Below are 22093 nucleotides of genomic sequence, written 5' to 3'. Positions count from 1 at the left end.
CGGACTCAGCCGAAGAGCTTCGGCAGGGTGCCTTCCCAGGCCTCGCGCAGTTCCGGCAGCGGGATCTCGGTGACGTCCTGGATGTCCAGGGAGTTCGAGCCCGCGTCGGCGACGCCGACCTTGGCCCACGGCAGACCGCGGGCGGTGCACATGTCGGTGAAGCGCAGCTCCTCCGAGCGCGGGACCGCGACCAGGACGCGACCGGCGGACTCGGAGAACAGCTGGACGAACGGGTCCACGCCCTCCGGCAGCACCACGCGGGCACCGCACTCGCCGATCAGCGCCGTCTCGACCAGCGCCTGCGCAAGACCACCCTCGGAGAGGTCGTGCGCCGCGGAGATCATCCCGTCGCGGGAACCCGCCAGCAGGATGTCCGCCAGCAGCTTCTCCCGGGCGAGGTCGACTACCGGCGGCGTGCCGCCCAGGTGGTCGTGCGCCACCCGCGCCCACTCCGAGCCGCCGAACTCCTCGCGCGTGTCGCCGAGCAGGATCAGCGTCTCGCCCTCCTCACCGCCGATGCCGGTGGGGATGCGGCGGGTGACGTCGTCGATCGTGCCGAGCACGCCGACCACCGGGGTCGGCAGGATCGCCTGGCGACCGGTCTGGTTGTAGAAGCTGACGTTGCCGCCGGTGACCGGGATGCCCAGCTCGGCGCAGGCGTCGGCCAGGCCGCGCACCGCCTGCTGGAACTGCCACATCACGCCCGGGTCCTCCGGCGAACCGAAGTTCAGGCAGTTGGTGACGGCCATCGGGGTGGCACCGGTGGTGGCCACGTTGCGGTAGGCCTCGGCCAGCGCCAGCTGCGCGCCGGTGTACGGGTCGAGCCGCGTGTAGCGCGCGTTGCAGTCGGTGGCGACCGCGATGCCGCGACCGGACTCCTCGTCGATGCGCAGCACGCCGCCGTCGGAGGGCTGGGCCAGCACGGTGTTGCCCCGCACGTAGCGGTCGTACTGGTCGGTGACCCACGCCCGCGAGCACAGGTTCGGCGAGGCCGCCATCGTCAGGATCGTCTGCCGCAGCTCGTCCGGGGTCGACGGGCGGGCCAGGGTGTTCGCGTTGTCCGCGGCGATGAGGTCCTGCTCGCCCGGCCGCTCGACGGGACGCTCGTAGACCGGGCCGTGGTGGGCCACGGTGCGCGGCGGCACGTCGACGACGAGCTCGCCGCCCCAGAGGATCTCCAGGTTCTCGCCGTCGGTGACCTCACCGATCACGTTGGCCTGGACGTCCCACTTCTGGCAGACCTTCATGAACTCGTCCACCTTGGACGGGTCCACGACCGCGCACATCCGCTCCTGGGACTCGCTGGAGAGGATCTCCGCGGCGTTCATGCCGGTGGCGCGCAGCGGGACCTGGTCCAGGTCCACGCGCATCCCGCCGTCACCGGCCGCCGCAAGCTCGGAGGTGGCGCAGGACAGCCCGGCTCCGCCGAGGTCCTGGATGCCCACGACCAGACCCGAGTGGTACAGGTCCAGGCAGCACTCGATGAGCACCTTCTCGGCGAAGGGGTCGCCGACCTGCACGCTCGGCAGCTTCTTGCGACCGCCGGAGCCCTCCTCGTCGTCGAAGGTCTCCGAGGCCAGCACGGACACGCCGCCGATGCCGTCGAGGCCGGTGCGCGCGCCGAAGAGGATGATCTGGTTGCCCTTGCCGGAGGCGTGCGCGAGATGCAGGTCCTCGGTCTTCATCACGCCCACGCACATGGCGTTGACCAGCGGGTTTCCCGCGTAGGACTCGTCGAAGACGACCTCGCCGCCGATGTTGGGCAGGCCCAGGCAGTTCCCGTAGCCGCCGACTCCGGCGACGATCCCCGGCAGGACGCGCTTGGTGTCCTCGGCCTCGGCCGGGCCGAAGCGCAGCGGGTCGGCGACCGCGACCGGGCGGGCGCCCATCGCCATGATGTCGCGGACGATGCCGCCGACACCGGTGGCCGCGCCCTGGTAGGGCTCGACGTAGGACGGGTGGTTGTGGCTCTCCAGCTTGAAGGTGACCGCCCAGCCGTCGCCGATGTCGACCACGCCGGCGTTCTCACCGATGCCGGCGAGCATCTTGGAGCGCATCTCGTCGGTGGTGGTCTCGCCGAAGTACTTCAGGTGGACCTTCGAGGACTTGTAGGAGCAGTGCTCGCTCCACATCACCGAGTACATCGCCAGCTCGGCCTCGGTGGGCCTGCGGCCGAGGATCTCGCGGATCCGCTGGTACTCGTCGTCCTTCAGGCCGAGCTCGCGGAACGGCTGCTCGGTGTCCGGGGAGTTCTTCGCCGTGTCGACCGTGTCTACGTGACCGGCCGCGCCGGCGGGATCGATCGTGTCGGTCATGCTGCCACCAAGGAATCCAGAACGGACAGGAACATGCCGAGGCCGTCGTCGGTGGGCCCGGTCAGCGGGTCGATCGCGTGCTCGGGGTGCGGCATCATGCCCGCGACTCGCCCGCGCGCGTCGGTGATGCCCGCGATGTCGCGCCGGGAACCGTTCGGGTTCTCCCCGGCGTAGCGGAACAGCACGCGGCCTTCGCCTTCGAGCTGGTCGAGGACGGCCTCGTCGGCCACGTAGTTGCCCTCGCCGTGCTTGATCGGGATGAGCAGCTCGGCACCCGCGTCGAAGCGGGTGGTCCAGGCGCTGGAGTTGTTCTCGACCTTCAGCCACTGGTCCCGGCAGACGTAGTGCAGGCCCGCGTTGCGGGTCAGCACGCCGGGCAGCAGCCCGGACTCGCACAGGATCTGGAAGCCGTTGCACACGCCGAGGACGGGCATCCCCTTGCCCGCGGCGATGATGACCTCGGTCATCACCGGGGCGAACTTGGCGATCGCGCCGCAGCGCAGGTAGTCGCCGTAGGAGAAACCACCGGGCACGACCACGGCGTCCACGCCCTTGAGGTCGTGGTCGGCGTGCCACAGGGCGACGGCCTCACCACCGGCCCGGCGGACCGCCCGCGCGGCGTCGACGTCGTCGAGGGTGCCGGGGAAGGTGATGACGCCGATCTTCGCGCTCATGATTCCACCCGGCGGACCACGAAGTCCTCGATGACGGGGTTGGCCAGCAACGTCTCGGCGATGTTGGCGAGCGTGCCGTCGTCGACGTCGTCGGCGACCTCCAGCTCGAACCGCTTTCCCTGGCGGACTTCGGTGATGCCGTCGAACCCGAGACGGGGCAGCGCGTTGGCCACCGCCTGTCCCTGCGGGTCGAGGATCTCCTGCTTCGGCATGACGTCGACAACGACTCGGGCCACGGGTGCTGCTCCCGGTTTCCGTGCAGATCCGCCGGTCCCGGCGGATGGCCAGCAGTACGCCCGCAGCGTAACTGAGCTGGGAGTTCGGCCCGCCGAGCAGGGGTCTGACGTGCGTCGCAGCTCACCTGCGCCTCGTGTCCTGCATCACAAACCGGGGTGGTTGTCTGAACCTCTCCGGACCTGAGGCGTCTTCAGGACATCAAGAACATCGCGTGAACTGAGGGGATTTCGCCATGCGCAAGCTCAAGACCGCCTTCGCCGGAGCCACGCTCGCCTGCCTCGCGCTGACCGCGGTGGCCCCGATCGCCACCGCCGCCGTCGAGCCGGCGCCCGTCTCCACCACCCAGGGCGGCGGGCTGACCGTCGACGACACCGTGGTCCGCCCCGGCGAGCAGCTGACCATCCACCTCGACCACGGGCCGGAGATGCTGAGCTGGATCTCGTCGGGGTCGTTCGTCCGCGACTCCGAGCACCCGATGGGCGCCGACGAGGGAGTCGCCCACGTGGTCCGCGACTCCGGCGGCAGCGCCGACGCGGTCGCCACCATCGGCGACGTCCCGCCCGGGCAGTACGTGGTGCACGCCCGCGTCGGCGGCGGCTCCGTCCCGGGCGTCACCATCACCGTCCAGTGATCTTCGGGCGAGGACCGGCGGCGTCGGGGGTGCGCCGGTCCTCGCCATCGAGCGGGTGGTGGCAGAGTGGGACGCGGATTTCGCCTGCCGCTGAGGAGGATTCGCGTGCACATCACCCACTTCGGACATGCGTGCGTGCTGCTGGAGACCGGGTCCGCCCGGTTGCTGCTCGACCCGGGCGCGTTCTCGACCGACTTCGAGGACCTGCGCGACCTGGACGCGGTGCTGATCACGCACCAGCACGCCGACCACCTCGACCTCGACCGGCTGCCCGCGCTGCTGGAGGCCAACCCCGGCGCCAGCCTGGTCGTCGATCCGGGCAGCGCCGCCGCCGTCTCCGAGGCGGGGCTGACCGCGACCACGGCGTCGCCAGGTGACGCCCTCGAACTCGGCGGATCGTCGATCGGCGTCGTCGGCGGGCAGCACGCGGTGATCCACCCGGACATCCCGATCATCGACAACATCGGCTACCTCGTCGATCACGGCGCGTTCTACCACCCGGGCGACGCCTTCCACGTCCCCGAGCAGCGGGTCGACGTGCTGGGCCTGCCGACCGGCGCGCCCTGGCTCAAGCTCTCCGAAGCCGTGGACTTCCTGCGCGCGGTCGCCCCGCGCGCGGCGGTCCCGATCCACGAAGCGGTCCTGGCGATGCCCGCGATGCACTACCGGCAGTTCGAGGCGCTGGGTCCCTCGGAGACCACGGTCGACGTCCTTCCCCGGGCTTCGACCACGGAGGTCTAGCGAACGCCCGGCCCGCGGAGCGGCGTCAGCATCGGTCGCTCAGCGGTGCGGCACGCTCCCGTACCCACCATCGCGGCAAATCCCAGTTTTAGGAGTCGTTTCAGAATGCGGCGGAGCCGTTGCTTCAGGTGTGGGACTCAGCCCGCACCGCCGCGGGTTCTCACACGCCGTCTGGGTGAGTACGCCGCGACGCCGTGTATTGGCATACATAAGTCGCGGCGCACGGAGCCCAGGCGGCGTGTGAGGTTCCGCTACCCGCACCGCCAAGCAAGGCGATACTGAAACGACCCCTTAGTCCGAACTGAGCCGACATTTCGGACATGATCATGGCTCGGTTTGGACTAAAACTGGGGTCTCACCAGGCTTCGTGGGGGATGCGCGGCTTCGGGATCGGGGTTACCTCCGAGCTCGCCCTGGCGAACGAGGCGTAGGTGACCGGGTTCGCGCCGTGGTGCAGCGCCAGGTCCACCGCGTCCAGGATCGCGTGCCGCACAGCCGGTTTCACCAACGTCTGCGCGTCCACCGCCAGGCGGACGGCCCGTCCCCGGCGGGCGGCACGACCGGCGCCCTGCACCAGCGCCCGGCACCACCACGGCTCGGCGACCTCGCCCGGGCCGAGGAGCCTGATGCGGGACCGCAGCACGCTCCCGGTGCCGAGGTCGCGCACCCCCATCGCATCCGCGCACACCGCGAAACCACGTCGCTGAGCTGCCAGGACCGTGCCCGGAGACGCCAACCAGCGCGGCGGGATGAACGTGTGCGTGCGCAGACCGGCCTGCTCCAGCACTGCCGAGGCGGCCACCAGCCGCAGCCCGGCCTCGTGCGCGGGAAGCCGCGCTGCCGGGGCCAGCCGCGAGCGCAGACCGGGCGAGACCCGGGCGAACCCGTGCAGGCTCACCGTGTCCCGGTTCCTGAGCCGGTCGGCCACCCAGCCCAGCACCGGCGACCTGCGATCGCGGGAGTCGAGATCGGACGGTTTCGGCGAGATCAGCAGGGACAGCGGGACGCTCCGGCGGTCCAGCTCCGCGGCGAAATCCGCGCAGCTCTCCAGCGACCGGAGTTCCAGTCCCGACAACGACACCACGAGCGGCGTGCTCACAAACACCCATTCGGCCTGGCGCGGGTGACCGTTACCTGAAAGCCAGGTGTCGCCCCGGCGCAAATCCGGCGAACCTCCACCTCGCAACCATCAAACCCGCAGGCCAGGTCCACCTCGCGACACGCCGTCGAATCCCGCGACCGGGTGAAGCATTCGAATTTCGCGCGAAATTCGACCCCCCGAACTTCCGGACTCGAATTTCGCGCGAATTTCGAAAGGCCGTGGTCAGGAGCCCTGCGGCCAGTCGGCGAAGGAGCGGCCGGTGATGCGTTCGTAGGCCTCGACGTAGCGGGCGCGGGTGGCCTCGACGATGTGATCGGGAAGGGCCGGCGGCGGGGTGTCGGAGTGCCGGTCCCAGCCGGACTCCTCCGAGGTCAGCCAGTTGCGGACGAACTGCTTGTCGAACGACGGCTGGACCTTGCCCGGTTCGTAGCCGTCGGCGGGCCAGTAGCGCGACGAGTCCGGGGTGAGCACCTCGTCGCCGAGCACCAGGTCACCGGCGGCGTTGCGGCCGAACTCGAACTTCGTGTCGGCGAGGATCACCCCGCGCTCGCGGGCGTGCTCGGCGGCCCGGGCGTAGACCCGCAAGGTCAGGTCGCGCAGCTCGGCGGCGCGCTCGGCGCCCTCCTGCGCGGCGACGGCCTCGAAGCTCACGTTCTCGTCGTGCTCACCGATCTCCGCCTTGGTGGCAGGCGTGAAGATCGGCTCCGGCAGCCGGGACGACTCGACGAGCCCGTCCGGCAGCGGGACGCCGCACACCGAACCGCTGCGCTGGTAGTCGATCAGCCCCGAGCCGGTCAGGTAACCGCGGGCGACGCACTCCACCGGCACCATCGTCAGCCGGTCCACCAGCAGTGCGCGGCCGCGCACCTCGGTGGGGATGCGCGGATCGTCGTAGGCCACAAGGTGGTTCGGCAGCTCGTCGGCCAGCAGCTCGAACCAGAACACGCTCATCGCCGTGAGCACGGCGCCCTTGTCCGGGATGGGCGTGTCCAGCACGTGGTCGTAGGCCGAGATGCGGTCGGAGGCGACCAGCAGCAGGTGTTCGTCGTCCACGGCGTGCAGCTGGCGGACCTTGCCTGCCGCGATCTGGGGGTAATCCGCGAGTGCAACCACGCCGCGATTCTCTCCCATCGCAGGTGGACCGCTCGCACGTGGTGGGATGACGTCGAGCACGAGGAGGAGATCTTGACAGCGACGCCCCCGGAAACGACGTTCACCGACTGGCTGCGCGAGCGCAGCGAACCCGACTGGACCTCGGTCGTCGAGCACCCGTTCACCGACGCGCTCTTCGACGGGTCGATGCCCGACGAGTACATGAGCTCGTACCTGGTGCAGGACTACCAGTTCGTGGACGACTTCCTCGCCCTGCTCGGCGCCGCCGTGGCCAAGGCCGACCGGTACTCATCGCGGCTGGCGCTCGCGGGCAGCATCGGAGTCGTCACCAGCGAGGAGAACACCTACTTCCAGCGCTCCTTCGACGCGCTGGGCATTGTCGAGAGCGACCGGGTCGAACCGGAGCTCGACCCGGCGACCGAGGCGTTCCGCGACCTGATGCGCGACACCAAGGACAACGGCGGGTACGCCGAGATCCTGACGGTGCTCACCGTCGCCGAGTGGACCTACCTGGAGTGGGCGCAGCGCGCACCGGGGAAGCCGGAGAGCTTCGTGCACGCCGAGTGGATCGATCTGCACGCCAACCCGGACTTCGAGTCCTGGGTGACCTGGCTGCGCTCGGAGCTCGACCGCGTGGGCGCCGACCTCGACGAGCGCCAGCGCGCCCGCTGCCTGCGCCTGTTCCAGCAGGCCACCAAGTGCGAGGTCGACTTCTTCAACGCCCACTGGGACTGACGGGTGCGGCTTTGCTCGTTGTGGGGGGTGGGGGAAGTTCTCATGAAAACTTCCCCCACCCAACGACGAGCAGACCGGACGCCTCGGACGATCGTCAGAGGATGTCGGTCGGGGCGTAGGCAGCGGCCTGCGGGTACTGGGTCGCGACCTTCTCGACCGCGGCGACGACATCGCCGACCTGCGACGACGCGGCTCCGGTGAAGGCGAGCCGGTCGGCCAGCAGGGCTTCCAGCTGCTCGCGGTCGAGCGGCAACCGCTCGTCGGCGGCGAGCCGGTCGAGCAGGTCGTTGCGCTCGGCACCGCGCTCGCGCATGTCGAGGGCGACCGCGACGGCGTTCTCCTTGATCGCCTCGTGCGCGACCTCCCGGCCCACTCCCGCTCGCACCGCGCCCATCAGCACCTTCGTGGTGGCAAGGAACGGCAGGTAGCGGTCGAGTTCGCGGGCGACGACGGCGGGGAACGCGCCGAACTCGTCGAGCACCGTCAGGAACGTCTCCAGCAATCCGTCGAAGGCGAAGAACGCGTCCGGCAGCGCGACCCGGCGCACCACCGAGCAGGACACGTCGCCCTCGTTCCACTGGTCGCCGGCCAGCTCCGCGCTCATCGAGACGTATCCCCGCACGATCACCGCGAGTCCGTTGACGCGCTCGCAGGAGCGGGTGTTCATCTTGTGCGGCATGGCGCTGGACCCGACCTGGCCGGGCTTGAAGCCCTCGGTGACCAGCTCGTGCCCGGCCATCAGCCGGATCGTCTTCGCGACGCTGGAGGGCGCGGCCGCCAGCTGCGAGAGCAGGCTCAGCACCTCGAAGTCCAGCGACCGCGGGTAGACCTGGCCGACGCTGGTGAGCGTGCTGCCGAAACCGAGGTGACCGGCGACGCGGCGCTCCAGCTCGGTGAGCTTGTCGGCATCGCCGCCGAGCAGGTCGAGCATGTCCTGCGCGGTGCCGACCGGGCCCTTGATGCCGCGCAGCGGGTAGCGGTCGAGGAGTTCTTCGAGGCGGCGGAAGGCCACCAGCAGCTCGTCGGCAGCGGTGGCGAAGCGCTTGCCCAGCGTCGTGGCCTGGGCGGCGACGTTGTGCGAGCGACCGGCCATGACCAGCTCGGCGTTCTGCCCCGCGAGCTTCGCCAGCCGGGCGAGCACCGCGACGGTGCGGTCGCGCACGTGCTCCAGGCTGCGGCGGACCTGCAGCTGCTCGACGTTCTCGGTCAGATCCCGCGAGGTCATGCCCTTGTGGATCTGCTCGTGCCCGGCGAGGGCGTTGAACTCCTCGATCCGAGCCTTCACGTCGTGCCTGGTCACGCGCTCGCGCGCGGCGATGGAGTCGAGGTCGACCTGCTCCAGCACCCGCTCGTAGTCGGCCACGGCCTGCTCGGGCACCTCGATGCCGAGGTCGGCCTGGGCGCGCAGCACGGCCAGCCAGAGGCGCCGCTCGAGAACGATCTTGTGCTGCGGCGACCACAGCTCGACCAGCTCCGGAGAGGCGTAACGACCGGCGAGAACATTCGGGATGCTGGGCTTGTCACTCACCCGAACAGGATAATTGACGGGCGTCGTCCCTCGTCCCGAGTGCATGTCGTGTGGTGGGTGTGGGGAAGTTTTCATGAAAACTTCCCCACACCGGTCACAGACCCGATCCCCAGGCGGGGGAGTCCGCCGGGACCACTTCCGGGGAGACGGGCACGAAGTCCGGGTACTTCTGACCGACACCGGTGTTGAACAGCACGACGCGGTCGGACTCGGTGATCTCACCGGAGTCGCGGAGCCGGCGGAGCGCGGCGAGTGTCGCGGCTCCTTCCGGCGCCGGGTGGACGCCCTCCGACGAGGCGAGCTCCCGGGTGGCGTCGCGCATGTCGTCCTCGCTCACCGACACCGCCGTGCCGCCGGAGTCGCGAACGGCGTCGAGGATCAGGTAGTCGCCGACGGCGACCGGAACTCGCAGGCCGCTGGCCCTGGTGGTGGCGTCCTCCCACCGCGGCGCGTGTCGTTCGCCCTGGTCGTGGGCGCGGACGATCGGGGCGCAGCCCTCGGCCTGGACGACGACCATGCGCGGCCGCTTCTCGCCGATCCAGCCGAGCTCGGTCATCTCGGCGAACGCCTTCCACATGCCGACCAGCCCGGTGCCACCGCCCGTCGGGTAGATCACCACGTCCGGCAGCTCCCAGCCGAGCTGCTCCGCCAGCTCGTAGCCGAGGGTCTTCTTGCCCTCGACCCGGTAGGGCTCCTTGAGGGTGGAGACGTCGAACCAGCCGCGCGCCTCCGAGGTGGTGCGCACCAGACGTCCCGCGTCGTCGATGAGGCCGTCGACGAGCCAGGTGCCCGCACCGGCGACGACGGCCTCGACCTGGTTGATGCGCGGGCAGTCCTGGGGCATCACGACACCGGCGCCCAACCCGGCCCGAGCGGCGTAGGCGGCCAGCGCGCCACCGGCGTTGCCCGCCGAAGGCGCCGCGACGACCTGCGCCCCGAGCTCCCGGGCGCGCGAGACGGCGGCCGACATCCCGCGCGCCTTGAAGCTGCCGGTCGGGTTCTGGCCCTCGTCCTTGATCCGCACGTCGGCGATGCCCAGCCGTGCCGACAGGCGGGGCGCGCTCAGCAGCGGCGTGAAGCCCTCGCCGAGGCTGACGACGTTCTCGGCGTCGCGGATCGGCAGCAGCTCCCGGTACCGCCACATCGATGGTTCCCGCGTCACCAGGTCCGACGGGCGGAGGGCCACCTTCGCCAGGTCGTAGCGCGGGTAGAGGACCTTGCCGCACTCCTCGCACAACCGGTGCAGCGCGTCGGCGTCGAAGGTCCGCCCGCACGCGGTGCATTCGAGGTGGCTGAGGGTGCTGCCGGTGGGGTGCGCCATGATCGCATCCTGGCCCGTCGCACCTGCCCGGTCCAGCCCTGATCACCTGCTGGTACCGGCCCGAAAAATCGGTCGCCGCGCGAGGCCGCCGTGGATAACGTCGGTGCTCGTGGCCCGGCACGGTTCGCTGCGGTTCCTCGTCACCCTGCTCGCGCGGCGACCCGGGCTGGTGTCGCTCGCCGCCCTGTCCGGGGCGCTCTGGATGGTGTTGACCGCGGTGCTGCCGCTGGTGATCGGCCGCGCGATCGACGGCGGGATCCGGACCGGCGACACCGGGGTCCTGCTGCGCTGGGTGCTGGCCGTGGTGGCGCTGGGCGTGCTGCAGATGGTGGCCGCCGCCGCGCTGAACTGGGCCGCTCACACGCTGTGGATCCACGGCACGGCGAGCACCCAGCGGATCGTGCTGCAGCAGGTGATCCGCCTGGGCGGCACGCTGACCCGCGAGGTCGAGGCGGGCGAGGTGGTCACGATGAGCGCCTCGGACGTGTTCAAGATCGGCGAGCTCTTCGAAACCCTCGGTCGCGCCGTCGGTTCGCTGCTCGCCTTCGTCGCCGCCGTCGCGCTGCTGCTGTGGATCTCGCCGCCGCTGGCGCTGGTGGTGCTGATCGGGGTGCCGCTGGCGGTGCTCGGCATCGGGCCGCTGCTGCGACCGCTGCACCAGCGCGAGGAGGTCCAGCGCGACGAGCTGGGCAAGCTCGGCGCTCAAGCGGCCGACATCGTCTCCGGCCTGCGGATCCTGCGCGGCATCGGCGGTGAGCGGCGGTTCTTCTCGCGCTTCGCCACGACCGGGCGGCGGGTCAGGGAGGCCGGCATCGCGACCGGCCGGATCGACGCCTGGCTCAGCGGCGCGGAGGTGCTGCTGCCCGGTCTGGTGACCGTGCTGGTGACCTGGCTGGGCGCCCGGATGGCGCTGTCGGGATCGATCAGCGTCGGGGAACTGGTGACGTTCTACGGGGTGTCGGCGTTCCTGGTGATCCCGGTGCGCACGGCGACCGAGACCACCTACGCGTTCGCCTCGGCGCGCATCGCCGCCGCGCGCGCCGCCGCTCTGCTGCGGGTCGAGGTCGATCCCGCGCCACCGGCGAATCCCCTCCCGCTGCCCGCGGGCCCGCTGGGTCTGGTCGGCGATGACGTCGAGGTCCCCGCCGGTGAGCTGGTGGTGATCGACGCGGGACATCGCGGCGAAGCCGTCGCCGAGCGGCTGGCGGGGTCGTCGCTGGCCGGTGGGGTGCCGCTGCCCGAGGTCGATCCGGACGAGCGGCACCGCCGCGTCGTGCTCGCGCACAACCAGGACCTGCTGTTCGCGGGGAGCGCGCGCGAGGCCGTCGACCTGGGCACCGGGGTCGACTTCGCGCTCGTCGTGCGCGCCGCCGACGCCGAGGACGTGCTCGCCGCGCTGCCGCCGGACGGGTTGCTCGACGAGCGCGCCCGGCTGCTCTCCGGTGGTCAGCGGCAGCGGCTGCTGCTGGCCCGCGCGCTGAGCACCGACGCCGACGTGCTGGTCCTCGACGACCCGACCTCGGCGGTCGACGCGCACACCGAGGAGCGGATCACCGAGCGGGTGCGCGAGCTGCGGGCCGGGCGGACCACGGTCGTGCTGAGCCAGAGCCCGCTGTGGGAGGCCGTCGCCGATCGTCACGTCCGGGTGGAGGAACCGTGATGCTGCCGCTCGCCGACGCCACCGCGCTGCGCGGATGGTTGCGGGACGTCCTGCGCACCCACAGGAGCCGGTTCCTGGCCACCACCGCCCTCTACGTGCTGGCCACCGCGGTCGGGCTGATCGGCCCCCAGCTGCTCGGCGTGCTCGTCGAATCCGTGCAGGCCGGGACTTCGGTCGGCCGGGTCGACCTGCTGGCCGGGTTCTTCCTGCTCGTCCTGATCATCCAGGCGCTGCTGGCCCGCGCCGCGCGGCTGCGCGCGATGCTGCTCGGCGAGGAGCTGCTGCTCAAGGCGCGCGAGGAGATGGTCGAGCACGCGCTGGCGCTCCCGCTGGGCGCGGTGGAGTCGGCGGGCACCGGCGACCTGCTCAGCAGGGCCACCACGGACGTCGATCGGCTCGACCACACGGTCCGCAACGCCCTGCCGGAGATCTCGGCCGCGCTGATCTCGATCGGGCTCACCGCAGGCGCGATGCTGCTGGCCTCACCTCTGCTGGCCTGCGGGATGCTCGTGGCGGTGCCGCTGCTGGTGCTCAGCACCCGCTGGTACTACCCGCGTTCGCGGCCGGTGGTGCAGCGGGTCATGGAGCGCTGGTCGGACGTGCAGGCGGGCACGCACGAATCGGTGGAGGGCGCGCGCACCATCGCCGCGCTGCGGCTGGGTGCCCGGCGCACCGCGCGCAACGAGCACGTCCTGGGCCGGGCCGTGGACGCCGAGAAGCGGCACCGCTCGCTGCTGACGGTGTGGTTGCCGTGCCTGGAGCTGTCCTACGTGCTGCCGGTCGCCGCGATCCTGCTCATCGCGGGCTGGGCGCACGGTTCCGGCGCGGTGCAGCTGGGCACGATCGTCGCGGTCGTGCTCTACGCCCAGTCGTTGTCGGCGCCGTTGGACGAGCTGTTCATGTGGCTCGAAGAGCTGCAGGTGGGCGGTACCGCGCTGCAGCGGATCCTGGGCGTCTCGCAGGTTCCGCTCGACGAGCCGCGCCACCCGGCGACACCGGTCGGCTCGCGCGATCTCGTGGTCCGCGACCTGCGGTTCGCCTACCGGCCGGAGCGGGAGGTGCTGCACGGCATCGACCTGGTCGTGCCCGAGGGGCGGCGGCTGGCGATCGTCGGCCCGTCCGGCGCGGGCAAGTCCACGCTGGGCCGGCTGATCGCCGGGACCGGACGTCCCGGCTCGGGATCGGTGTCCGTCGGCGGCGTCGAGGTCTCGGCGATGCCGACCGAGGTGCTGCGCCGCGAGGTGGTGCTGCTGACCCAGGAGCAGCACGTCTTCGCGTGCTCGCTGCGCGACAACCTCGCGCTCCTGGACCGGGAGACCGGTGATGAGGAGCTGCTCGACGCTCTCAAGTCGGTCGGCCTGCAGGACTGGGTGCGCGGGCTCGACGAGGGGCTGGACACGGTCTTGGGCGCAGGCGGTGTCGCGGTCCCCGCGGCCCGCGCGCAGCAGCTGGCGCTGGCCCGCGTCCTGCTCGTCGACCCGCACACCGTCGTGCTGGACGAGGCGACGTCGCTGCTCGACAACACGACCTCCCGCGACCTGGAGCACGCGCTGGCGACGCTGCTGGCCGGGCGGACGGTCATCGCCATCGCGCACCGCCTGCACACCGCGCGCGCGGCCGAGCAGATCGCGGTGATGTCCGAGGGCCGGATCGTGGAGCTCGGCGGGCACGACGAGTTGATGGCGTCCGGCGGTTCCTACGCGCGCCTGTACCGGGCGGCTCGCATCGAGCACGGCTGAATCGCCAATCGCTCGTTCCCCGAAATCCCCATTTCGGCTCGATCATGTGTGGGATTCTGGACTAATACAACGGCGCGAACTTATCGTGGGCCGACGCATTCGCGGCTGTGCAGGGAACGGGAGCGGATGAACATCACCAGGTTCGCCGAGGATCGGCAGGACGTGTTCTGGATCGTGGGCGCAGGTCAGGCGGAACGCCACGCCACGACCATGCGACCAGGGGCGGTATATTCCGGGCAATGCGTAGCGGCGCTCTGCGACGTTCAGATCAAGATCCCGCAGTCAACCCCGTTGGGACGCGATCCGCTGACGAAGAAAGTCTCAAGAAAGTGCCCAGCGTGTGAAGGAATCGCCGGGGCGAACAATTACGCGGAAACCTGTTGGGACTTTTAATGCGAAAAATCGTTCCCGGTTCGCCAGATGACCGTCGACCGTTCTTGCACGCGAATCAGGAAAGTCGCTTCCGCAACGTTCGGCGGGCGGCGGCGCGCGGATCGGGGTCGGACTCGATCAGCGCGTTGACCACCGCTCCGTCGACCAGCGCGACCAGATCGGTCAACTGCTCGGAGTCGAAGTCCATGTCGCTGCGGTAGAAGATCTCCGCGAGGAGCTTCTGCAGCTCGGCCGCCATCTCCCGCATCAGCGGGGCCAGGTACGGGCGGCGCGGCGAACCGACCAGCCGCTCGTAGCGCAGCAGCACCGGTTCGACGCCGCCGTGCCGGGAGTCGACGCCGAGCAGCAGGTCCAGCAGCAGCTCGATGACCGCTTCGGTGCTGCGCGGCTGCTCCGACAGGTCGGCGAGGCGGGCGCGCCCGGCGGTGAGCTCCTCCCTGGCGTTGTGCTCCACCGCCGCGCTGATCAGGTCTTCCAGCGAGGAGAAGTAGTAGGTGGTCGACGCCAGCGGAAGTCCTGCGCGCTCGGCCACGGCGCGGTGCCGCACCGCGTCGAAACCGCCCTCGACGAGCAGCTGCGCCGCAGCCGTCACCAACGCCTGCCGCCGCCGCTCGCCCTTGGGTGTGCTGGCCGCTGTCATGACCCGCGATCCTATGCCGTGTCCGGAAGATCCCGTTGATCGCCGCCGCGGACCGGCCCCCGAAGCGCGATCCACCAGGGCTTCACCGTTCAGAAACGGGTGGCGAGGTCTCCCGCGATGGTGGCCACGCGGGTGACGAACGGAGCCCCGGACGAACCGCTCTCCGGCTCGCTGAGCACCACCACGAGCTTGCCACTGCGCGCCTTGCGCACCGACTGCTGGGCGCCGTCGGGACGCTGCACGTCACCCGGTGTCGACTGGCCCGCCTGGGCCACGCCCGCCGGGCTGATCACCACGGTCACCCGGCCCGCCGTCGCGCCGTCGCGCAGCGAGAAGGACGCCGCCTTGGCGCCGGTCGGGCAGGTGCGCACGGAGGTCGGCGTGGAGCCGTCGGCCTCCGGCAGCGCGCTCTCGACCGCCTCGACCACCGCCGCGTCGGGCTGGCAGCCCGTCGAGCGCGGTGTGCCACCGGTGGACTCGATCTTCGGGCCCGGTGCCGCCGTCAGCGGCACCGCCGGTGGCGGGCTCGCCACCGTGTCGCTCGACGACGAGAACCAGCCGGCTCCCGCGCCGATGCCGCCGACCAGCACCGCCGCCGCGACGACGGTCCCCCCGGCCGTCGCCGTCATCCGGCGCCGAGCCGTGATCCTCCTCGACGCCGTCGAGATGTCGCCTTCGTCGAACGACGCCGGCGGAACGGCTCGCACCGAGTCACGGAAAAGCTCTTCGAGCTTGCGCTCGTCCAACCCGCACCCCCTTCACGCGGACCTCAAATCCCCGAGCTCGTCTCCCAGCGCCTCCCGCAACGTCGCCAACCCCCGGGCGCACTGACTCTTCACGGTTCCTTCGCTGCAACGCATCACCGCCGCGACTCCCGACACGTCCAGTCCTTCCAGGAAGCGGAGGACCAGCACGGCGCGCTGCTTCGGCGGCACCTTGCGCAAACCCGCGATGAGGGTCTGCCTGGTGGACACCGAGTCGTCCACGTCCGGGTCGTCGACCGGACTGTCCGGCAGAGTCTCGGCGGCCCTCTCCCGTCGCCAGGGCCGCCGCGACTCGTCGATCACCGCTCGGGTCAGGGTCCGGCGCACGTAGGCGTCCAACGCGCCCTTGTCCCGTACCTTCCGCCAGTGACGGTGCAGGTTGATGAACGCGGTCTGGGCGAGATCGTCCGCGCGGTGCCAATCACCGCACATCATGTACGCCATCCGACGCACCGCCTCCCGCCGAGCCACGAAGTACTCCGCGAACTCCTGCTCTTCGCGCTGGTCCACGCGGAACTCTCCGCTCGTTCGTTGCCTGCACTGCTATGACGGGATCGCGTGCCCGAACCGTTGCACGCGGTTTCGAAGACGATCCACCTGTGATTGATACCGCAGCGTCGAGATCACGTTCCACCGGGCCATTGCCTCAACCCCGTGCAGGTGTGATGTGATCTGTTCGTGACCACTCCGGCGCCCATCGATCTCCGCTCCGACACGGTGACCCGCCCCGACGAGCAGATGCTCGCCGCGATGGCCGCCGCCGAAGTCGGCGATGACGTGCTCGACCACGATCCCACCATGCGCGCCCTCGAGGAGCGGGTGGCCCAGTTGCTGGGCACCGCGTCCGCGCTGTGGGTGCCGAGCGGCACGATGGGCAACCTGATCGCGCTGATGCTGCACCTCCAGCGCGGCGACCGGTTCCTAGCGCCGCGCGGGGCGCACGTGCTCAACCACGAGCTCGGGTCGGCGGCGTGGCTGGCCGGCGGCATGCCGGATCCGCTGGAGTGGGACGCCGGGCCGGGCAGGCCCAGCGCCGAGTCGGTGCGCGCGCAGGCCAACCTGAGCCTGGCCTACGACGCCCTGCACACCACCCTGCTGTGCCTGGAGAACACCCACAACGGCGCGGGCGGGGCCGTGGTCCCGCCGCACGAGCACGCACGGCTGGCGGCAGCGGCCAAGGAGCTCGGGCTCAAGGTCCACCTCGACGGCGCGCGCCTGTGGAACGCCTCGGTCGCGCTCGGCGTGCCGCCCGCGGCGCTGACCGTCGGTGTCGACAGCGTCCAGGTGTGCCTGAGCAAGGCCCTCGGCGCGCCGGTCGGCTCGATCCTCGCCGGGGAGGTGGAGTTCATCGAGGCCGGGCGGCGGATCCGCAAGATGCTCGGCGGCGGCGTCCGGCAGGGCGGCGTGCTGGCCGCGGCAGGCCTGGTCGCGCTGGACCGCGTCGACGCGCTCGGTGATGATCACGAGAACGCGCAGGTGCTCGCCGACGGCCTCACCGAGCAGGGCTGGCAGGTCACCGCTCCGCAGACGAACATGCTGCTGGCGGCGGTCCCGGACGTGCAGCTGACGTTGCAGCGGCTGCGTTCGGTGGGGGTCCTGGCGGTTCCGATGAACGGTCAGGTCCGGTTCGTCACGCACCGGGACGTGAGCAAGACGGACGTGGAAGAAGCGCTGCGCCGGATCGGCCAAGCCGGGGTCTAGCGCACCAGGAGCGGGAGGTCGCACGTGCTGCGTTGGATCGTCTTCGACTACGGCGAGGTCATCAGCCGCCGCATCCGAGCGCTGCCCGAGATGGCCGCGCTGCTGGAGACCGACCCGGCGGAGTTCGAGAAGGCGTACTGGGCCGACCGGCGCGACTACGACGCGGGCGCCTCCGACGCCGAGTACTGGCGAGCCGTGGCCGGGCGGCTCGGCCGCGAGGTCGACGACTCGCTCGTCCAGCGCCTCACCAGCATCGACGTCGACGGCTGGATGTCCACCGAACCGGAGTCGCTGGCGCTGCTGGAAGACCTGCACCGGCGCGAGGTGCCGCTGGCGCTGCTGTCCAACGCGTCCGCGACCTTCGCCCGCGCGGGCGAGAGCAAGCCGTGGGCCCGCTTCTTCCAGCACCTGCTGTTCTCCGGCGACCTGCGCGTCACCAAACCGGAGCCGGAGATCTGGCGGATCCTGCTCGACACCCTCGGCGCGAAGCCCTCGGAGTGCCTGTTCTTCGACGACCGCGCGGAGAACATCGAGGGCGCGCGCGAAGCGGGCCTGCGCGCCGAGCTCTGGAGCTCGGCCGCCCGCGCCAGGAACGTCATCGAGGAGCAGCTCGCCGGCTGATCGCCGAAGGCCCTTCCTCCTCGTGCGAGGGAAGTCGTCGTGCGGGTGTGCTGTGGGTGGGGTGGGTGGGGAAGTTTTCATGAAAACTTCCCCACCCACAGCACACCTAGGGCTTGATCTCCTTCTTGTCCTTGGCCCAGCCGATGGCGGCTGTCGCGACGAACAGGACTCCGCCGATCACGGCGAGCCAGAACAGGCCCTTGATCAGCACTCCGGCGAGCGAGACCACGAGCCACAGCGCCAGCAGACCGCCGAGCACCTTCCACACCATCACGACCACCTCTTCACCGGGCTCTTCCCGCACCACCAGAGTGCCAGAACGCACCCCCGAATCGGCAGGTCCCAAGCCTCAGACCGGGGAAAACATCAGGGACACCCTGACCCGACGGCCCCGGCCTACGACCACGCCTTGAGGCGACCGACCGCCTCGGTGATGTCGCGGGCGTCGCCGGCGAAGGAGAGGCGCAGGGAGTGGTGGCCGCGGCTCGGGTCGAAGTCGACGCCGGGGACGAGCGCGACACCGGTGTCGTCGAGCAGGCGGCGGCAGAACGAGGCTGCGTCGTCGGTGCGATCGCTGATGTCCACCCAGGCGTAGAACGCGCCGTCGGCCGGGGCGACGTCGGTGATGCCCGCGTCCGCCAAGCCGTCGAGCAGCAACGTCCGGTTCCGCCGGTACCGCTCCACGTGCCCCTCGACCTCGTCGTAGGCCTCCGGGCTGAACGCCGCGACCGCCGCCTGCTGCGAGAGCGCGGGAGGGCAGAGCGTGAAGTTGCCGGTCAGCGAGTCGACGGCGCGCAGCAGGCGCGGCGGCGCCAGCATCCAGCCGAGCCGCCAGCCGGTCATCGACCAGAACTTGGAGAAGCTGTTGACCACGATCGCCTCGGCGGAGAACTCCCGGGCGGTGTGCAGCGGTTCGCCGTAGCTGAGCCCGTGGTAGATCTCGTCGCTGATCAGCTGGACCCCGTTGACCTCGCACCAGCCCGCGAGCCCGGCGAGCTCGTCACGGGACAGCACGGTGCCGGTGGGGTTCGCCGGGCTGGCGACGATGAGCCCGCGCACGGGCTCGTCGAGCGCCTCCAGCATCTCGACGGTCGGCTGGAACCGGGTGGAGGCGTCGCAGGGCAGCTCCACGACCTCGCAGCCCAGCGCGGACAGGATGTTGCGGTAGGCGGGGTAGCCGGGGCTGGCCAGGGCCACCCGGTCGCCGGCGTCGAACGCGCTGAGGAACGCCAGCAGGAACGCACCGGAGGCACCCGTGGTGACCACGACCTCGTCCACCGGCACCGGGTGGCCGTAGGCGCGCTCGTAGTGCGCGGCGATTCCCTCCCGGAGCTCCAGGATCCCCAGCTGCTCGGTGTAGCCCAGGGCGTTGCTCTCCAACGCCCTCGCGGCGGCTTCCCGCACGGCCTTCGGAGCGGGCGTCGAGGGCTGCCCGGCGGCCAGCGACACGACGTCACCGAGCTCCCGCTGCCGCTGCGCAGCGGCGGACAGGACCTCCATGACCTGGAACGGAGCAACATCGGCTCGCGCCGCGACGGCGAGCGCAGCATTCGGCAGCATGCGGTGCAGCGTGCCAGACCGTCGTGCTCGCATCCATCGCCGACCGACGACGCCGACGGTCAGGACTTGGGGACGCTGATCTCGCCGTCGACCGCGCGGCGGGCGATGTCGGTGCGCCAGTGCGCGCCGGGCAGGTGCACCCGGTCGACGCGCTGGTAGACCTCGTCGCGGGCCGCGCCCAGGTCGGAACCGGTCGCCACCACCGACAGGACGCGCCCGCCCGCGGACAGCACGGCGCCGTCCTCGCGGCGGCGCGTGCCGGAGTGCAGCACGCCCTGCAGGTCCGAGCCCTGGATGACGTCGTCGACGCGCGGCCGGCCGGGGTAGCCCTCGGCGGCCAGCACGACGGTCACCGCCGAGCCCTCCTCCCACTCCAGCTCCGGCTGGTCGGCGAGCTGCCCGCGCGCCACCGCGTCGAACAGCCGGGCCAGCGGCGTGTGCAGCAGGGCGAGCACGGCCTGGGTCTCGGGGTCGCCGAACCGGCAGTTGAACTCGATGACCTGCGGGCCGTTCGAGGTCAGCGCCAGGCCCGCGTAGAGCAGTCCGGAGAACGGCGTGCCACGCCGGTCGAGCTCGTCGACGGTGGGCTGCACGACCGTGCGAACCACCTCGTCGACCAGGCCGTCCGGGGCCCACGGCAGCGGGGCGTAGGCACCCATGCCGCCGGTGTTCGGGCCCGCGTCCTCGTCGCCGACGCGCTTGAAGTCCTGCGCGGGCAGCAGCGGAACGACGGTGGTGCCGTCGACGAGGCAGAACAGCGAGGCTTCCGGACCGTCCAAGAAGGACTCCAGCAGCACCGGGTGACCGCCGTCGAGGAGCTTCATCGCGTGCGCGCGGGCCGCGTCGAAGTCACCGGTCACCAGCACGCCCTTGCCCGCGGCCAGACCGTCGTCCTTGACCACCCAGGTGGGGCCGAACCCGGCCAGCGCGGCGTCGAGCTTGGCGGGGTTGTCCACGATCTCGCTGCGCGCGGTCGGCACGCCCGCCGTGACCATGACGTCCTTCGCGAAGGCCTTGGAGCCCTCGATCCGGGCGGCCGCCCTGGACGGGCCGAAGCACGGGATCCCCACGGCGCGCACGGCGTCGGAGGCGCCCGCGACCAGCGGTGTTTCCGGACCGAAGACGACCAGGTCGGCCTGCCAGCGGGTGGCCAGCGCGGCCACCTCGTCGGGCTTGGCGACGTCGACGCCGTATGACTCGGCGAGCGCGGCGGTACCGGCGTTGCCGGGCGCGCAGGCGAGTGCCGTCACGGACGGATCATGGGACAGCGCCAACACGATCGCGTGCTCTCGGCCGCCGCCGCCGATCACGAGGATTCGCACAAAACGCAGCGTAGAGCGTGCGATGGGCCACGCGATCGCTGCCCCCGGCAACTGTTGCCGCCAGATGGCGCATCCCAGGTCGCGCGGCGTTCACCCGGCGGTAGGCCGCGCGACGCACCCGCGTGCCCCGGACGTCGGTTGCGGGGAGTTGGGTGAACCCGCCACAGTCAGAGCAGGGAGATGACATGACGATTCGGGGACGGTTGATCGCTTTGTCCGTTGCGGGCACCGCCGCGCTCGGGGTGATCACCTCGGCCGGGCCGGATTCCGCCGCCGCGCCGGCCCCGGACACCGAGCGGATCGAGGTGTTCGGTCACCGCGGCGCTTCCGGCTACCGCCCGGAGCACACGCTCGCGTCCTACGAGCTGGCCGCGCGGATGGGCGCCGACTACATCGAGCCGGACCTGGTCCCCACGAAGGACGGCGCGCTGGTCGCCCGGCACGAGAACGAGATCGGCGGCACCACCGACGTCGCCGAGCACCCGGAGTTCGCCTCCCGCAAGGCCACCAAGGTCATCGACGGCACCGAGATGACCGGCTGGTTCACCGAGGACTTCACGCTCGCCGAGCTCAAGACGCTGCGCGCGAAGGAGCGCATCCCGGACGTCCGCCGGCACAACACGGTCTACGACGGCCTCTACGAGGTGCCGACGTTCCAGGAGGTGCTGGACCTGCGGGAGCGGCTGTCGGAGGAGCTCGGCCGCGAGATCGGCGTGGCACCGGAGACCAAGCACCCCAGCTACTTCCGCGCGATCGGCCACCCGCTGGAGCCCGGCGTGGTCGAGGCGCTTGACGCCGAGGGCCTCAACGAGCGGGACGCGAAGGTCGTCGTGCAGTCCTTCGAGGTCAGCAACCTCAAGGAGCTGCGCGGGCGGCTGCGGGTGGAGCTGGTGCAGCTGATCAGCAGCAGCGGCGCCCCGCAGGACTTCATCGAGGCAGGCGATCCGCGCACCTACGCCGATCTGGTCACTCCGGAGGGCCTGAAGGAGATCGCGACCTACGCGGACGTGATCGGCCCTGACAACGAGGTGATCCTGCCGACCGACGACAGCGATCACCTCACCGAACCGACGGCCGTCGTCGCCGACGCCCACGCGGCCGGCCTGAAGGTCGTGCCCTACACGGTTCGCGCGGAGAACACCTTCCTGCCCGCCGACTTCCGCTCCTCGCAGGACCCGGCTCAGTGGGGCGACGTCCTCGGCTACTTCCGCGCGCTGTACGACCAGGGCATCGACGGCGTCTTCAGCGATATGCCGGACCTCGCCATCACCGCCCGCGACCAGCGCTGATCCGCTC

21 protein-coding genes are annotated in these 22093 nt (G+C 71.1%); 8 read left to right on the top strand and 13 right to left on the bottom strand.

Features of this window, described 5'->3' with window-relative positions:
• Positions 1-5: 5 nt before the first annotated feature.
• Genes purL through purS form a run of 3 tightly spaced genes read right to left on the bottom strand, consistent with a single transcriptional unit; the run spans position 6 to position 3225 of the window.
• Positions 6-2315: a phosphoribosylformylglycinamidine synthase subunit PurL gene (gene purL, locus ACYVF3_RS06865; RefSeq protein WP_461153343.1), complete on the bottom strand. Its 2310-nt coding sequence runs from the start codon at positions 2313-2315 to the stop codon at positions 6-8.
• On the bottom strand, positions 2312-2989 hold the full coding sequence (purQ, locus tag ACYVF3_RS06860; protein ID WP_145740990.1) for a phosphoribosylformylglycinamidine synthase subunit PurQ: 678 nt from the start codon (positions 2987-2989) through the stop codon (positions 2312-2314). The genes purL and purQ overlap by 4 nt, the downstream gene beginning before the upstream one ends.
• Complete coding sequence (gene purS / locus ACYVF3_RS06855; protein WP_461153342.1) at positions 2986-3225, bottom strand: phosphoribosylformylglycinamidine synthase subunit PurS; 240 nt, start codon at positions 3223-3225, stop codon at positions 2986-2988. Before purS ends, purQ begins: the two co-directional genes overlap by 4 nt.
• Before the next feature lie 233 nt (positions 3226-3458).
• On the opposite strand from purS, the gene ACYVF3_RS06850 reads away from it, so the two are divergent.
• Together ACYVF3_RS06850 and ACYVF3_RS06845 are read left to right on the top strand one after the other, a co-directional pair.
• Positions 3459-3857: a hypothetical protein gene (locus ACYVF3_RS06850; RefSeq protein ID WP_461153341.1), complete on the top strand. Its 399-nt coding sequence runs from the start codon at positions 3459-3461 to the stop codon at positions 3855-3857.
• A 105-nt stretch (positions 3858-3962) separates the two neighbouring features.
• Entirely contained in the window at positions 3963-4598 is a 636-nt protein-coding gene (locus ACYVF3_RS06845; RefSeq protein WP_461153340.1) for an MBL fold metallo-hydrolase, read from the top strand.
• Between the two features lie 355 nt (positions 4599-4953).
• Here the strand turns inward: ACYVF3_RS06845 and ACYVF3_RS06840 are convergent, their stop codons facing one another.
• Together ACYVF3_RS06840 and ACYVF3_RS06835 are read right to left on the bottom strand one after the other, a co-directional pair.
• Positions 4954-5697 carry a DUF2334 domain-containing protein gene (locus ACYVF3_RS06840; RefSeq protein ID WP_461153339.1) on the bottom strand — a complete coding sequence of 248 codons (744 nt, stop codon included), beginning with the start codon at positions 5695-5697 and terminating at the stop codon, positions 4954-4956.
• A 225-nt stretch (positions 5698-5922) separates the two neighbouring features.
• The gene (locus ACYVF3_RS06835) at positions 5923-6813 is read right to left on the bottom strand and encodes a phosphoribosylaminoimidazolesuccinocarboxamide synthase (RefSeq protein ID WP_461153338.1); all 891 of its coding nucleotides are present in this window, start codon (positions 6811-6813) and stop codon (positions 5923-5925) included.
• Between the two features lie 72 nt (positions 6814-6885).
• On the opposite strand from ACYVF3_RS06835, the gene ACYVF3_RS06830 reads away from it, so the two are divergent.
• The gene (locus tag ACYVF3_RS06830; protein ID WP_461153337.1) at positions 6886-7548 is read left to right on the top strand and encodes a TenA family protein; all 663 of its coding nucleotides are present in this window, start codon (positions 6886-6888) and stop codon (positions 7546-7548) included.
• Between the two features lie 94 nt (positions 7549-7642).
• Here ACYVF3_RS06830 and purB read toward each other — a convergent pair whose 3' ends face one another.
• Positions 7643-9076 carry an adenylosuccinate lyase gene (gene purB, locus ACYVF3_RS06825; protein ID WP_461153336.1) on the bottom strand — a complete coding sequence of 478 codons (1434 nt, stop codon included), beginning with the start codon at positions 9074-9076 and terminating at the stop codon, positions 7643-7645.
• A gap of 94 nt (positions 9077-9170) precedes the next feature.
• Complete coding sequence (locus tag ACYVF3_RS06820) at positions 9171-10397, bottom strand: threonine synthase (RefSeq protein WP_461153335.1); 1227 nt, start codon at positions 10395-10397, stop codon at positions 9171-9173.
• 109 nt (positions 10398-10506) lie between these two features.
• Between ACYVF3_RS06820 and ACYVF3_RS06815 the strand changes: the two genes are divergently transcribed.
• Positions 10507-12057: an ABC transporter transmembrane domain-containing protein gene (locus tag ACYVF3_RS06815; protein WP_461153334.1), complete on the top strand. Its 1551-nt coding sequence runs from the start codon at positions 10507-10509 to the stop codon at positions 12055-12057.
• Positions 12057-13796: an ABC transporter ATP-binding protein gene (locus tag ACYVF3_RS06810; protein WP_461153333.1), complete on the top strand. Its 1740-nt coding sequence runs from the start codon at positions 12057-12059 to the stop codon at positions 13794-13796. Before ACYVF3_RS06815 ends, ACYVF3_RS06810 begins: the two co-directional genes overlap by 1 nt.
• Positions 13797-14244: 448 nt before the next feature.
• Here the strand turns inward: ACYVF3_RS06810 and ACYVF3_RS06805 are convergent, their stop codons facing one another.
• The 3 genes from ACYVF3_RS06805 to ACYVF3_RS06795 all read right to left on the bottom strand — a co-directional run bounded on the left by ACYVF3_RS06805 (position 14245) and on the right by ACYVF3_RS06795 (position 16103).
• On the bottom strand, positions 14245-14829 hold the full coding sequence (locus ACYVF3_RS06805; protein ID WP_461153332.1) for a TetR/AcrR family transcriptional regulator: 585 nt from the start codon (positions 14827-14829) through the stop codon (positions 14245-14247).
• An 89-nt stretch (positions 14830-14918) separates the two neighbouring features.
• Positions 14919-15536, bottom strand: coding sequence for a hypothetical protein (locus ACYVF3_RS06800; protein WP_461153331.1), 618 nt, complete (start codon positions 15534-15536; stop codon positions 14919-14921).
• A gap of 51 nt (positions 15537-15587) precedes the next feature.
• Positions 15588-16103 (bottom strand): SigE family RNA polymerase sigma factor, encoded by a 516-nt coding sequence (locus tag ACYVF3_RS06795; protein WP_145740963.1) that lies wholly within the window; start codon positions 16101-16103, stop codon positions 15588-15590.
• A gap of 168 nt (positions 16104-16271) precedes the next feature.
• Here ACYVF3_RS06795 and ACYVF3_RS06790 point away from each other — a divergent pair, with 168 nt between their 5' ends.
• Together ACYVF3_RS06790 and ACYVF3_RS06785 are read left to right on the top strand one after the other, a co-directional pair.
• Positions 16272-17294 (top strand): threonine aldolase family protein, encoded by a 1023-nt coding sequence (locus tag ACYVF3_RS06790; protein WP_461153330.1) that lies wholly within the window; start codon positions 16272-16274, stop codon positions 17292-17294.
• 27 nt (positions 17295-17321) lie between these two features.
• A complete protein-coding gene (locus ACYVF3_RS06785) occupies positions 17322-17915 on the top strand; it encodes an HAD family hydrolase (protein WP_461153819.1) in 594 nt (197 codons plus the stop codon).
• Between the two features lie 106 nt (positions 17916-18021).
• On the opposite strand, the gene ACYVF3_RS06780 is transcribed toward ACYVF3_RS06785, so the two are convergent.
• From ACYVF3_RS06780 to purD, 3 genes are all read right to left on the bottom strand, one after another.
• Positions 18022-18240, bottom strand: a complete 219-nt coding sequence (locus ACYVF3_RS06780; protein ID WP_461153329.1) for a hypothetical protein — start codon at positions 18238-18240, stop codon at positions 18022-18024.
• 71 nt (positions 18241-18311) lie between these two features.
• Positions 18312-19475, bottom strand: coding sequence for a pyridoxal phosphate-dependent aminotransferase (locus tag ACYVF3_RS06775; protein ID WP_461153328.1), 1164 nt, complete (start codon positions 19473-19475; stop codon positions 18312-18314).
• Between the two features lie 59 nt (positions 19476-19534).
• Positions 19535-20797, bottom strand: a complete 1263-nt coding sequence (gene purD / locus ACYVF3_RS06770; RefSeq protein WP_461153327.1) for a phosphoribosylamine--glycine ligase — start codon at positions 20795-20797, stop codon at positions 19535-19537.
• A gap of 185 nt (positions 20798-20982) precedes the next feature.
• Here purD and ACYVF3_RS06765 point away from each other — a divergent pair, with 185 nt between their 5' ends.
• On the top strand, positions 20983-22086 hold the full coding sequence (locus ACYVF3_RS06765) for a glycerophosphodiester phosphodiesterase (protein WP_461153326.1): 1104 nt from the start codon (positions 20983-20985) through the stop codon (positions 22084-22086).
• Positions 22087-22093 lie beyond the last annotated feature (7 nt).

The sequence above is a fragment of the Saccharopolyspora tripterygii genome (assembly GCF_054778355.1).
This window is presented reverse-complemented; position numbering and strand designations above follow the sequence as displayed.